Origin of the sequence: Rhodococcus sp. IEGM 1354 (genome assembly GCF_030056855.1) — a bacterium.
Lineage (GTDB): Bacteria > Actinomycetota > Actinomycetes > Mycobacteriales > Mycobacteriaceae > Rhodococcoides.
In genome coordinates this window covers 587,577-600,718 of the sequence record NZ_JASHKT010000001.1, presented here as the reverse complement: position 1 = coordinate 600,718, position 13,142 = coordinate 587,577, and the positions used below count along the sequence as shown (strand labels likewise).

Sequence of the window (13,142 nt, the reverse complement as noted above, 5' to 3'; positions counted from 1 at the left end):
ACTATGAACAACGATCGGTTCGGCACATTTCGCGTCGGCCTGATCTTCCCGATGTCCGGACCGTTCGGCATCGTGGGTCCATCCAGCGAGCTGTCCGCCCAACTGGCCAGGGACGAACTCAACGCCTCGGACGGAGTGCTGGGCCGCCGGGTGGAGCTGATCTCGATCGACGGCGGCCGGGACCCCGCACACGTGGCCCGTGAAGTGGCCACACTGCTCGATGCCGGCGCCCTCGACGCGGTTGCCGGCATGCACACCTCCGCGGTGCGTCGAGCCGTCATTCCGGTAACGCTGAACCGCATTCCCTACGTCTACACATCCCTGTACGAGGGCGGAGATCGCTATTCGGGACTCTTCATCACCGGGGAGACGCCCGCCAACCAACTCGTTCCGGCCCTCGAGTTTCTCGTCCGCGAATTCGGTCGGCGACGCTGGGCCATTGTCGGAAACGACTACGTCTGGCCACGAAAGAGCGCAGCCATCACCGCGACTCGGCTGCGTGGGCTCGGCGCGTCGGTCGTGCACGCCGAGTTCGCGCCGGTCGGCACCATCGACTTCGCCACGACCGTGACCGAACTCGAACGATCCGGAGCCGACGCAACCGTGGTGCTCCTCATCGGCGACGACGCGGTCTACTTTCACCAGCAGTTCGCGGCAGCAGGACTCGACGTCCACTGCATCCGCCTCAGTCCACTGATGGACGAGAACATGTTGCTGGCGGCCGGCGGCGAGAACACCCACGGGCTGTACGTCGCGTCCGGCTACTTCGAAACCCTCGCCACCGAAGCGAGTTTGGGATTCTCGGCTCGATTCGCCCGTTCCTTCGGAGTCGACGCGCCGATCGTCGGCGCACTGGGACAGTCGTGCTACGAGGGCATCAAACTGCTCGGGGCGTTGGTGAACAGGGCAGGCACCGCCGATGTTCGCGTCATCGAGTCCGTATCCGATTCGGTGTCGTTCACAGGTGCCCGCGGGCACCTGTTTCTGTCCGACGGCCACGTCTCGCAACCGATCTACTTGGCGTTGGCCGGTGCCGTCGACTTCGACATCATCGGCGAGATCAGACCTGCCGGCGACTGATCCTGTCTCCGAACAGAACGACTGCGCACACGACGACCATCGTGACTGCGGCGGTAACGGCTGCGACGGTGACGAACTGGGCCAGCGTGGAGGCCACGAACAACAACAGCAGCACCTCGACCGCGAGGGCGAACCAGGCGACGAGGGCCAAGCGGGTGCGCTCACCCGCGATCGCCCACAGCAGCGCACTCTGCAGTACCGCCAGGCACGCCCCCTGCAGTACGAAGAGCCACACGTATTGCTGTACACCGGAATACGTGTCACCGACAACCAACGGAAGTAACGGCGACGCCAGTGCGCCCCCGAGTACCAGTACCGTGCCGAGTCCGGCGACGACGGTCAGCGCCGAGCGCACTGCGGCAGCCGAGTGCAGCGGGTTCGCCATGCGCGGATACAACACCACTCCGACCGCCTGCGGCAGCCAGAACGCCGCCTTGGACGCGACGGCACCGACCGCGTACAACCCGGCCTCGGTACTGCTGAGCAACGACCGAGCCAGCACCAGATCCAACGCGGACATCGCGATCAACACCAACTGCACCTGCGAGGCCTGCAGCACCGTCAGAACGGTCACCCTGGTCTCCGACACCGCGTTCACCGGCACTCCGGCGGCCGACCGCGCGCCGACGGCCACCACGCCGATACCGGCCGCCGTCGCCAGCAGCACCGAACCCGGTCCACCGCCGAGCAGCAACACGACCACCGCCGGTGCCACCTTGCCGAAACCGGCCGCCGCCAACACCACGCTCAAAGCGCCGAACCGGCCGCGTCCTTGCAACAGCCCCTGCTCCGCGGCCAACAGCACCAGCACCGGCGCAGCGATCACGGCCGACACCGTCGCGGCTGCGGAGACGTCCATGGCCGCCGACAACGCCGGGGACACAGCGACAGCCAGCACACCCACGACCGCCGCACATCGGTAGCCGACACCGCGAAGCTCGCGCGAACTGCGGCCGCGCACCACCTCGCGCGCGACGACGGACTGCAACGCCAGCGCCGGGACCGCCAGAACCAATTGCACCGCAAGAAGACTCGCGAACTCGCCGTATCCCTCGACGCCGAGCATGCGACTCGCGAGCACCTGCAGCAGATACGCCACGACATTGGCGAACATCGAGCCGGCCGTCACCATCCCCATCCCGGCGACGGACGCACCCGCCGGGTGGTCTGCCTCGGACGAGGCGCGAAACGACATGCGTCCACGGTATAGGGTGCCGATCATGGCGTGGTCGAGGTCGAGGTGGACGCCGCCGCTCTACAGCCTGCTGCTCTCACTCGTCGTCCTCGGACCACTGCTCGGCCCCGGGTATCTCCTGCTCCGCGACGCCGTCAGCACTCCCCGGTCCTACTTCACCGACTCCGCCTGGGGAATCGCCGACGCGGCTGCGCGAGCCGTACCGCAGGATGCCGCGATCGCCGCCCTGACCACGGTGTTCGACGGTGGCCTCGTGGTCAAGGTCGTCCTACTGCTGGCGTTGTGGATGGCCGGCTGGGGCGCGGCGGTGATGGCACGAACAGTGCTGCCGACAGCCCCACTACCCGCGCTGCTCGTTGCGTCGACGGTAGCCGTGTGGAACCCCTACGTCGCCGAACGCCTGCTGCAAGGACATTGGAGTCTGCTCGTCGGCTACGCCGCCCTCCCGTGGACCGTGGTCGCTGCACTCGCGGTCCGGTCCGGTCGCTCCTGGTGGGCCCTCGCCGTCTGCCTGGCCGCGGCCGGGCTCACCCCCACCGGCGCGTTGCTGGCGGCAACCGTCGCGCTACTCGTCGCCGCGCTCCCCGGGGGTGCCCGACGCGGCCTGCGCGTGGTCGCAACCCTCGCGACCGCAGCCGTCGCGTCGGCACCCTGGTTGACGGCGACGATGGTGTCGGGCGGTGGCGTCGAACCGGCGGATCCGGCGGGTTGGGCCGCGTTCGCAGCGCGCGCCGAACCGGGTCTGGGCACGGTGGGTAGCGTGGCCGGTCTCGGCGGCATCTGGAACTCCGATGCCGTACCCGATTCTCGGACAGGACTTTTCGCTGTTGTGGGGACGGTCCTGTTGCTGACCGTCGTCGCGCTCGGGATACGGCCGTTGTATCGGCGTCGACGCAATCCGGTCATCGTGGGTCTGAGTGTCGTTGCACTCGCTGCCATCGTGCTTCCTGCGCTGGCTGCGACCGGACCGGGGTTGACGGCCGCTCGCGTACTGGGCGACACCGTCCCCGGGGCCGGCCTGCTCCGCGATTCACAGAAGTGGGTTGCGCTGGCCATGCCGATGTACGCCCTCGCCGCTGCGGCCGGTGTCAGCTGGTTGGCATCCCGGCGCACCCGATTCGGCAACGCATGGCTGCCGGGTGGCGTTGCCGTGCTCGCGCTGCTCGTTGCGCTCCCCGACCTCGGCTGGGGCGTCGGCAACACGCTGAAGCCGGTGACGTACCCGCAGTCGTGGCGAGCGGTTTCGGCGGAACTCGCCGGCCAGGACGGCGACGTGGCCGTCCTGCCCGCCGGTATGTTTCGCCGCTTCCCCTACAGCGGCGCAGCACCCGTTCTCGATCCTGCACCCCGCATGCTGCCCCTCGACGTGCTGCAGACCGGTGAACTCCTCGTCGCGGGCGGCACGGTCCGCGGGGAAGGCAGACGGGCAACGCAAGTGCAGAACGCTCTGCTGGCAGGCGACTCCGCGGACACTCTCGCGGCCCTGGGCGTCGGCTGGGTACTGGTGGAGAACACGACGCCGGGCGAGCTCGGCGAGGCACAGCAGACGCTGGACCGGCTCGACCCCGTGTACACCGACGAGGAACTGAGTCTCTACCGGGTGCCGAATCCGGCGATGCTCGAAAGTCGTTCGGCGACAGCTGTTGTGCTCGCGCATCTGGCGTGGACACTGCTGTTGCTCGGAGGACTAGCGGTAGGACTCCTGAGGCAATTCGGCAGGCGCATAGGCGTCGGCCGCCCCCACCAGACCTGACGACCAGGTGCCGCGCGTCGTCCCGTCGAGCACCGAGAACACGCCGTCGGCGCACTGCCCCCAGGAGAACTCACCCGCGCGGACTCGCGCCTTCTCACCGAGGCGAGTGCGGGCCTCGGCGTCCTGCAGCAGTTCGGCGACGGCGGCGGTCAGCGCGGACACATCGCGGTCCTCCGCTCCGGACGTCGAACCACCCACGAGAACTCCGGTGACGCCGTCGATGATCGAATCGGTGAGCCCCTTGGAGCTGCGATAGCCCACCGTGGGAACACCGTGCTGGGCAGCTTCGACGACGGCGAGGCCCCACCCCTCCTTGCGGGAGGGCATCACGTGCACCCATGACCGACCGAGCAGTGCATGCTTGCGCTCCTCGTCGACGTGGCCGTGAAAGGTGACGTACCGGTCCACGCCCAGGTTCGTGACGTAGTCGCGAAGGTTCTGTTCCCACCACCCGCCGCCGATGACGTCGAGGTGGATATCGGGAATGCTGCCGCGCAGTGCAGCCACGACGTCGATCGCGTCCTCGATCTGCTTGTGTGGAACCAGCCTCGACAGCACGGACAAGGACGGGTGCGGCGTGCGGGTGTCCTCGCCGCCTTCCGGCACCGACAGTGGAATGTCGTCGGCACCGTTGCGAACCACGGCGATGCGCTCCCGATCGACACCGAGCGCGATCAACTCGTCTGCAGAAGGCAACGACACCGTCAGGTACTGATTGCGGCGGTGCACCCTCGGCGAGATCGTCGACTCGAGCCACCAGCCGAGTTTTGCCATCATCGGGCCGGCCACCGGCCACTGCTCGCGGTGGCAGTGATGCACCAGCAGCGTCACCGGCACGCCGAGCACTGCGCGGGAGAAGAACGGAATGCCGTTCTGGGTGTCGATCACGGCATCCGGGGAGATCCCCTTGAGCGGCCCGAAACCGAGCCGACCGGCGGCGATGGCGGCCAGAGCGCGGGGATACACCGACAGGCGACCACCACCGCGACTGATCCGGATGCCGTCGACGATCTCCTCGGCAGGAGCACCGGGGTAGGACGCCGTCCGCAGCGTGACACGGACACCGCGTCGAGCCAGGCCCGCGCCTACTTGCTCGAGGTAGCGCTCGCTGCCGCCGCCCTGCGGATGCCCGGTATCGCGCCAGCACAGCAACAGAACCTCGCGCACCGCTCGCTTCACCCCATCCACCGTGCTCGCTTCTCGACCGTCGTCGAATACCGCTGCCACACTAACCGCTAGGGTTCGTTTTCGTGACTTCCGCCGTGACTCGACTGTTCGCCTCTCGCGCGACACTGCGTCGCTCGGTGAAGCTCCTGAAGGATTTCGGGCACGAGCAGAGTTCTCCGGACATCTTCTACGGCGCCTTGGCCCGTGATTCCGTCGAACTGATCGGAGACCTGTACCGCGGCCTGACCGGCACCGACATGTCCGCGGCGACGGTACTCGACGTCGGCGGCGGACCCGGATACTTCGCCGAGGTCTTCGGAGCGAGTTGCGCACGTTATCTGCCCGTCGAACCCGACGCCTCGGAAATGCACGCCGCAGGACTGCAGATCCCCGGTTCGGTGCGCGGCTCCGGCATGGCGCTGCCCTTTCGCGACGACAGCGTCGACATCTGCTTTTCGTCGAACGTCGCCGAACACGTACGTGAGCCGTGGACCATGGCCGAGGAAATGCTCCGTGTCACCAAGCCCGGCGGCCTCACGGTGCTCTCGTACACCATTTGGTTCGGCCCGTTCGGCGGCCACGAGACCCGGCCGTGGCATTACCTCGGTGGCGAATACGCGGCCCGACGCTACCTCCGCACCACCGGACACGAACCCAAGAACCGATTCGGCGAATCACTGTTCGACATCAGCGCTTCGGACGGATTGCGTTGGGCACGAAGCACTTCCAACGCAACGCTACTAGCTTCTTTTCCGCGCTATCACCCGCGCTGGGCATGGTGGATGATGCGCGTACCGATACTCCGCGAATTCCTCGGCAGCAACCTCGTCCTGGTCCTGAAACCGACTGGATAGCCTGGAACGATGACGGCACTCGCGCTCGACATCGGCGGCACCAAGATGACAGCGGCACTCGTCGGCGACGACGGACGTCCGCAGAACCCAGCGACAGTTCCGACACCGGCCACCGGCGTGTGGGAGGCCTGTGCGCAACTGCTGCACGGGGTCGTCGGAAGCGTCGGCGTGACGCGGGTCGGGGTCGCGTGCTCCGGTCCGGTCGACCTCGTCACCGGGTCGGTCGCGCCGATCAACGTCGACGAGTGGAAGAACGGATTCGGCCTGCGCGAGCACATCTCCGCCGCGCTTCCCGACGCCGACGTACTTCTGGCGATGGACGGCAGCGCAGCGGCGTTGGGTGAGCATCGATTCGGTGCCGCTGTCGGGGTGCCGGACGTGCTGAGCCTCGTGGTGTCCACTGGCATCGGCGGGGGCCTGGTGCTGGGCGGGAAGATCGTCGCCGGGGCCAGTGGCAATGCCGGGCACATCGGCCATATCGTCGTCCCCGGTTCGACGACGCCCTGCGCGTGCGGCGGAATCGGGTGTGTGGAAACCGTGTCGAGCGGGCCGTCGGCGGTGCGGTGGGCACGCGAGCAGGGCTGGACCGGCAGCACCGGTTCCGAACTGGCCTCCGACGCCGCTGCCGGGGAGCCGGTTGCCATCACCTCGCTGCAGCGCGCCGGAGTGGCTCTGGGGCAAGCGATCGCCTCGGCCGTCGCCCTGGTGGACGTACGCATGGTGGTGATCGGCGGCGGCTTCGCTCAGGCCGGCCCACCGCTGTGGGATCCAATTCAGGAGTCGATCGCCCTGCACGCTCGCCTGAAGTTCCTCGACGGCCTGCAGGTGGTGCCCGCAGCTCTCGGTGGCCTGGGAACCCTGGCCGGCGCTGCCGCTCTCACCGCCTGATCTCACATACTTCGAAAGCCAGAACGGGGCCCACCCCTCGGTGAGCCCCGTTCTGTCTCGTGAATACTACGCGCCCAGGCGCTGCTTGAGGGCGTCGAATTCGTCCTGAATTCCGGTGGGCAGTTTCTCGCCGACGAAGTCGAACCAGTCCTGGATCAGCGGGATCTCGGCCTTCCACTCGTCGGTGTTCACCGCGAGTGCCTCGGCGACGTCGTCGACGGTGGTGTCGAGGCCGTCGATATCGAGTGCCTCGGCCGTGGGGACGACACCGATCGGGGTCTCGACGCCGGCAGCCTTGTGCTCGATGCGCTCGACGATCCACTTGAGCACGCGCGAGTTCTCACCGAATCCGGGCCACAGGAAGCGCTTGTCGTCGCCGCGGCGGAACCAGTTGACGTAGAACACCTTCGGCAGCTTCGACTCGTCGGCGTTCTTGCCGAGGTCGATCCAGTGCTGGAAGTAGTCGCCCACGTTGTAGCCGAGGAACGGCAGCATGGCCATCGGGTCGCGTCGGACGGTACCGACGGTGCCCTCGGCAGCAGCGGTCTGCTCGGAGCCGACGGTGGCTCCCATGAACACTCCGTGCTGCCAGTCGCGGGCCTCGGTCACCAAGGGAACGGTGGTCTTACGACGTCCGCCGAACAGGATTGCCGAGATCGGCACGCCCTGCGGGTCGTCCCACTCGGGAGCCATCGAGGGGCACTGAGCCATCGGCACGCAGTAACGCGAGTTGGGATGTGCGGCATCGGTTCCGGACTCGGGGGTCCAGTCGTTGCCCTTCCAGTCGATGAGGTGATCGGGCTTGCCTTCGAGGCCTTCCCACCACACGTCGCCGTCATCGGTCAGGCCGACATTGGTGAACACCGAGTTGCCCTGGTCGATGGTCTTCATCGCGTTCGGGTTGGAGTCCCAGTTGGTGCCCGGAGCGACACCGAAGAAACCGAATTCGGGGTTGACGGCGTAGAGACGGCCGTCCTCACCGAAGCGCATCCACGCGATGTCGTCGCCGATGGTCTCGGCACGCCAGCCCGGAATGGTCGGCTGAATCATCGCGAGGTTGGTCTTACCGCACGCGGACGGGAATGCCGCCGCAATGTAGTAGGCCTTGTCCTCGGGCGAGATCAGCTTGAGGATCAGCATGTGCTCGGCCAGCCAGCCCTCGTCGTGGGCCATCGCCGACGCGATACGCAGCGAGTAGCACTTCTTGCCCAGCAGAGCGTTTCCGCCGTAACCGGATCCGTAGCTCCAGATCTCGCGGTCCTCGGGGAAGTGCGTGATGTATTTGGTGTCGTTGCACGGCCACGGCACGTCGGCCTGGCCCTCGGCCAGCGGAGCACCGAGCGAGTGCAGCGCCTTGACGTAGAACCCGTCGTCGCCGATCTTGTCCAGAGCGGCCTGACCCATGCGGGTCATCACACGCATGGAGATGACGACGTACTCCGAATCGGTGAGCTCGACGCCCAACTTGGGATCGGCAGCGTCCAACGGTCCCATGCAGAACGGAACGACGTACATGGTGCGGCCACGCATGCAGCCGCGGTAGAGCTCGGTCATCAACGACCGCATCTCCGACGGGTCCATCCAGTTGTTGGTGGGACCGGCGTCGATCTCGTCCTTGGAACAGATGTACGTGCGCGACTCGACGCGGGCCACGTCCGACGGATCGGAGTTGCCGAGGAACGAGTTGGGCTTCTTCTCGTCGTTGAGACGGGTGAAGGTTCCCGCCTCGACCAGCTTGTCGGTCAGGCGCTCCCATTCGGCGTCGGATCCGTCAGCGAACACCACGGAGTCCGGTTCGGTCAGTTCGGCTACCTGAGCAACCCAGGCAAGCAGTTCTTTGTGTCGAGTCGGCACGCTGTCGGTGCCGCTCGAGCCGGGAATGGTCGCTGAGGTCATCTAACTCTCCTGGGGTTAGCCGGAACCGGGAAGAATTCGCACGATCGCTGTGGGCAAGCACGCACGAGTAGATCTCGGTTTTCCCCTCTCGGCGGGGCGCTGCTCGGCCGTTCGAGCTGCAGTACACCATGTTACTGGATACAGCAAGCTGAGGACCGAGCGCCGGATGTCCTGTTGATCAGGTTAACGCCGAGCGACGTGATTCCAGAAACAGGGTGTTGTCCGATTGGTCACAAGACCGATTCAGATAGGGAAAGACCGACGCAAGAAGCCATCCACCAGCGCCGATGCAAATCAGACCGAATGGCCTACAGTCAGCCGGATTCGGACGATCTGCCCTGCCCGAAACCGTTCGCTTCCCGAAAAATCTCCCAGGATTCGTAGTGCCCGTCACGGTCGAAGGCGGTGAACTTGTCTGTCACACCATCTCCATCGACATCCGTTCCCACCGTCATTCCGGCCTCCGTCGTCCGCACGGAGGTCTCGTGGCGACCGTCGCCGTCGAGATCGAACCAGTCCGTCGAGACGTAACCGCCGTCGTCGTTCGACGCGTGCTCGGCCGGCTCGTTCGTCTCGGCACCGCCCACTGCGAAGCCATCCACCGCGATCATCGACGCTCCTCACTGCCGGGCACTGTTCGCCACCTGCGAACCTGTTCGGAAGTGCACCTACCCGCTTAGACGCATCGGCGCGCCGATCGGTTCCGGATCGCCGGGAGAGAATTCGACGTGCTCCGACGGCACGACCATGTCGGGCCCGGACCCGCGAAATCGCTCCAGCCCACGCTCGAGTGCAACCAGATCCTGATCGCAGGCCGAGAGCAGCGCCGATCTGTGATCGGCGAGCGTGCGAAGTTCGGCATCGATCTCGGCCAGCGACAGATCGATACGCGATGCTGCCTCCCGGTCCGTCGAGGTCAACGCAGACGCGAGCGCGGACTCGGCATCGAGAATGCGAGAGAGGAGCCGCTGTTCCACTTCCGACTTCACCCGAGCCAGACTTTCCTGGGTCCAGCCCCGAAGGTGCGCACGGTCGGCGACGAGTGCGCGTGACCGGGTCAACCACCACGCGATCGCGGCACCGAGAGCAAGTGAGACGATCGTGTTGGCGACGGCCAAAGTCGGAATCAGAGCCAAGGGCGAGACGATCAGTCGACCCAGTCCCACCCCCGCCGAGGCCCCCAGTGCAACCATCAGGACGTCCTCGATTCCGCGTCGCCCGGTCGGTTCGCCGATGTCGATCGCACCGGCCGCGGTAACGGGTTCGGGCACCGTGTCGGCGAGCCCGAGTTCTGCTTCCACGGCACGGAGACCGGTGGACAATGCAGCGTCGGCGCGTGCTCGAACTGCCTGTACGGACTCGCCGAGGTACCCGGGCAGATGGCCGAGTTCGGCCCGCCGAGATCCCTCTATCGTCTGCCGTACCCGAGCGCCGAGCATCCGAACGTCCTCGGCCGCTGTGTGAATGCAGTCGACCCGAACCCGTTGAATACGGTTGTGCAGCAATGCTCGTCGGTCACCACCGAGATTTTCGCGTTCACCGAGCAGCCGCGCCCGCCGGGCACGCAGAGGGGCGGTGTCCCCTCCTCCGGTCACTACGCGAGCTTCGGCAACGATGGCGGCTTTCGCTTCCGCGGCAGAATCCTGCACTGCAGCAACGTATTTACGCTGAGCCCCTACCGCTGCGACCTGCATCAGCAACGCGTCGATTCTGTCGGCGACCGCCCCGAAACCCGACTCCGCGAACATGGCAGCATCGCCGCTTTCCCTACCGACTCGCGCCAACCGCGCCGAGACCGGATGAACGGAGTGTTCCGCCGCACGCGGAACCCGCTCGGCGACGATGTCGATATCGGCGTCGACCACCTCGCGCCACCGGCGATGCACATCGATCTCGTCGATGACCAATACAACCGGTGTCGACTCGAAGGCAGGACGCCAGCGCTCGACGTCGGCACGGCCGACAGGAGCCGACGCGTCGACGACGATCACGACCACCGCGGCCTCCTCGACCGAGTCGGCGAATCCGGTCACCGCGCCGTCGCGCCGAGTGAGCAGATGGCAGATCTCGGTCTTACCGGCTGCTGCGGTGCCGGTGACGTGAATGCCCGCAGGTCGACTGCTGCGTGCACGGTCGATGCGCACTAGGGATTCCGAGTTTCTCCGACGCAGAACACTTTTGAGATCGTCCGGCAGCGCGTACCTGTTCGGATCGATCACGGTCGGAGCATCCGCACATAGCCACGACACAGGGCCAGGGCGGAGCGCCGGACGGCGTCGTCCTCCGATGTGGCGGCACATCGCTTCCACGTCATGGCCTGCTCCAGCAGGGCCCGCTCCGAGCCCGTCTCGAGCGACACCCCCAATCGCGCTGCAGCACAGCGCATATCGGCAGCCACCGCCTCATCCGAAGCCAGATACGATTCGACGGCACTTCGAACGTCTCGGTGACGGGCGGATATCTGCAGCAGTTGTTCGTGCAGGTCCTCGTCGCGGGCCGTCGCAGCAGCCGAGACAGCGTCGGACACCACCGTCGTCACAGCGTCGACCCCGGTGGCCTCCCACAGCTCACGCAATACATCCGCGTCGGACACTTCGCTACGCCACCGGAGCGCATCGACGAGTAGGGCGAGACCGCGTAATTCCACCCGGTCCAGCAGAGCCTCTCGGCGGGGCGTGGAGAGCGGAATATCAGCACTCCGGAACCGATCGACCGTCAGCAGATCACCAGGACGCAGCGCACCGGCCGCGACGGCCCGCACATCGGCCATGTCCACAGCAGAGCCTCGGGCCGCGCCGCCCAGGCCCGCCGCGACAGATCCCATCACCGGCAGCACCCGTCGCCCCAGTTGTTCGGATGCCGCTGCGGCTGTCGCCGCGGGTTCGTCGAGAGTGTCGGCCTTGTTCAGCAGAACCACGGTGTGTTCCGGCGGACCGCCGGGTCGAGCGGAGAGGAATGCGACGTCGTCCGGGGACACGGCACCGGCCAGCACGTGGACGAGAACGTCGACATCGGATGCGCTGCGGTTCTGCTGCACCTGCACTGCACGCGGGGTATCGGTCCATTCGCTCTCACGCAACCGGACCTCGAACCCGTCGGTATGCAGACGCGCGGCATCGAGCACCGAGAGAATCACCGACTTCCCGACTCCGACGCGGCCGGAAATGTGCACCTCCAGCGGCCGCAGACGCCGCTGGACAGCGTTCTCGACAGCGTTCCGGGCCGTGAGGGCCCCGTCCGTGTCCGCCTCTCCCGAGCGCTGACGCAATCGACCCAGACCTGCCTCGGCACCGTCCATCATCGATCCCCCCGGAAACGACCCACCGAACGTCCACATAGAGATGCGCGATCGACTCGTCGAGCACGATCGGCCACGTGGCCCGCAGCCCCCTGCTGCGGCACCGATTCTGGCACACGACGACCGTTTGGGACCGGTCGTCGGGAATTACACCGATGTAATTGGTCGACGCGGTCCTACCCCTGATCAGCGCAGGAACCGTAAGTCTCAACTTCAACTCGAGACCCACCTGTCACACAGTCCGTCGATGCGCGACAATGGACCGGTGAACGAGCCACAGGACACCTCTGCCGACACCGGAGACAACTCGGTGCAGACCCAGGAACGGGGCTCGCGGCTGTACCCCAGAGTGACCAGTTTCCGCTCCCGCCGCGGAGCGCTGACGGACGCGCAGCAGAGCACCTGGGACAACCTGTGGCCACGCATCGGCCGCGATGTCGCCGACGAGCAGATCGACATCGACGCCTGGTTCGGGCGCAGTGGTCCGGCGATTCTCGAAATCGGGTCGGGCACGGGCACGGCAACCACGGCGATGGCGATGGCCGAGCCGCACGTCAACCTCATGGCGGTCGAGGTCTATCGCCCCGGGCTCGCGCAGACTCTGCAGCAGATCGAGCGCGAGAACATCGAGAACGTCAGGTTGTTCCGCGGCGACGCGATGGACGTCCTCGAGAACATGCTGACCTCGGAGTCCTTGACCGGCGTTCGCGTCTTCTTCCCCGACCCGTGGCCCAAGGTGCGCCACCACAAGCGCCGTCTCCTGCAGGGCCCGACGTTCGCGATGATCGCGGATCGCCTGAAGCCGGGCGGCGTTCTGCACGTGGCCACCGATCACGCCGAATACGCTGAGTGGATTGCCGAGGCCGGGAACGCCGAGCCCGGCCTGACCGTTCTCGATTGGGAGTCGCCCATGACGCACGAGCGGCCGGTGACCAAGTTCGAGGGCAAGGCCCAGCAGGTGGGCAGCTCGGTGACGGAATTGATCTGGGGAAAGAAGACAGCATGAGCGTC

General features: G+C 66.5%; 11 protein-coding genes. 5 read left to right on the top strand and 6 right to left on the bottom strand.

Going from position 1 to position 13,142, the window contains the following annotated elements:
- Positions 1 to 3: 3 nt before the first annotated feature.
- Positions 4 to 1,080, top strand: a complete 1,077-nt coding sequence (locus tag QM588_RS03010) for a substrate-binding domain-containing protein (protein WP_283311347.1) — start codon at positions 4 to 6, stop codon at positions 1,078 to 1,080.
- Here QM588_RS03010 and QM588_RS03005 read toward each other — a convergent pair.
- Entirely contained in the window at positions 1,061 to 2,275 is a 1,215-nt protein-coding gene (locus QM588_RS03005) for a lipopolysaccharide biosynthesis protein (protein ID WP_283311346.1), read from the bottom strand. The genes QM588_RS03010 and QM588_RS03005 overlap by 20 nt on opposite strands.
- A 25-nt stretch (positions 2,276 to 2,300) precedes the next feature.
- On the opposite strand from QM588_RS03005, the gene QM588_RS03000 reads away from it, so the two are divergent.
- Positions 2,301 to 4,028, top strand: a complete 1,728-nt coding sequence (locus QM588_RS03000; RefSeq protein ID WP_283311345.1) for a hypothetical protein — start codon at positions 2,301 to 2,303, stop codon at positions 4,026 to 4,028.
- Here the strand turns inward: QM588_RS03000 and QM588_RS02995 are convergent.
- Positions 3,963 to 5,195 carry a glycosyltransferase family 4 protein gene (locus QM588_RS02995; protein WP_283311814.1) on the bottom strand — a complete coding sequence of 411 codons (1,233 nt, stop codon included), beginning with the start codon at positions 5,193 to 5,195 and terminating at the stop codon, positions 3,963 to 3,965. The genes QM588_RS03000 and QM588_RS02995 overlap by 66 nt on opposite strands.
- A gap of 83 nt (positions 5,196 to 5,278) precedes the next feature.
- Here QM588_RS02995 and QM588_RS02990 point away from each other — a divergent pair, with 83 nt between their 5' ends.
- Positions 5,279 to 6,049: a class I SAM-dependent methyltransferase gene (locus tag QM588_RS02990; RefSeq protein ID WP_283311344.1), complete on the top strand. Its 771-nt coding sequence runs from the start codon at positions 5,279 to 5,281 to the stop codon at positions 6,047 to 6,049.
- A gap of 9 nt (positions 6,050 to 6,058) precedes the next feature.
- Positions 6,059 to 6,937, top strand: a complete 879-nt coding sequence (locus tag QM588_RS02985; protein ID WP_283311343.1) for an ROK family protein — start codon at positions 6,059 to 6,061, stop codon at positions 6,935 to 6,937.
- Positions 6,938 to 7,003: 66 nt separating this feature from the next.
- Here QM588_RS02985 and QM588_RS02980 read toward each other — a convergent pair whose 3' ends face one another.
- From QM588_RS02980 to QM588_RS02965, 4 genes are all read right to left on the bottom strand, one after another.
- Positions 7,004 to 8,833 carry a phosphoenolpyruvate carboxykinase (GTP) gene (locus tag QM588_RS02980; RefSeq protein WP_283311340.1) on the bottom strand — a complete coding sequence of 610 codons (1,830 nt, stop codon included), beginning with the start codon at positions 8,831 to 8,833 and terminating at the stop codon, positions 7,004 to 7,006.
- A gap of 314 nt (positions 8,834 to 9,147) precedes the next feature.
- Positions 9,148 to 9,444 (bottom strand): DUF6802 family protein, encoded by a 297-nt coding sequence (locus QM588_RS02975; RefSeq protein ID WP_283311338.1) that lies wholly within the window; start codon positions 9,442 to 9,444, stop codon positions 9,148 to 9,150.
- A gap of 57 nt (positions 9,445 to 9,501) precedes the next feature.
- Positions 9,502 to 11,052, bottom strand: a complete 1,551-nt coding sequence (locus QM588_RS02970) for a hypothetical protein (protein ID WP_283311336.1) — start codon at positions 11,050 to 11,052, stop codon at positions 9,502 to 9,504.
- On the bottom strand, positions 11,049 to 12,131 hold the full coding sequence (locus QM588_RS02965) for a hypothetical protein (protein ID WP_283311335.1): 1,083 nt from the start codon (positions 12,129 to 12,131) through the stop codon (positions 11,049 to 11,051). Before QM588_RS02965 ends, QM588_RS02970 begins: the two co-directional genes overlap by 4 nt.
- A gap of 247 nt (positions 12,132 to 12,378) precedes the next feature.
- On the opposite strand from QM588_RS02965, the gene trmB reads away from it, so the two are divergent.
- Entirely contained in the window at positions 12,379 to 13,137 is a 759-nt protein-coding gene (trmB, locus tag QM588_RS02960) for a tRNA (guanosine(46)-N7)-methyltransferase TrmB (protein ID WP_027495368.1), read from the top strand.
- The last annotated feature ends 5 nt before the right edge of the window (positions 13,138 to 13,142 follow it).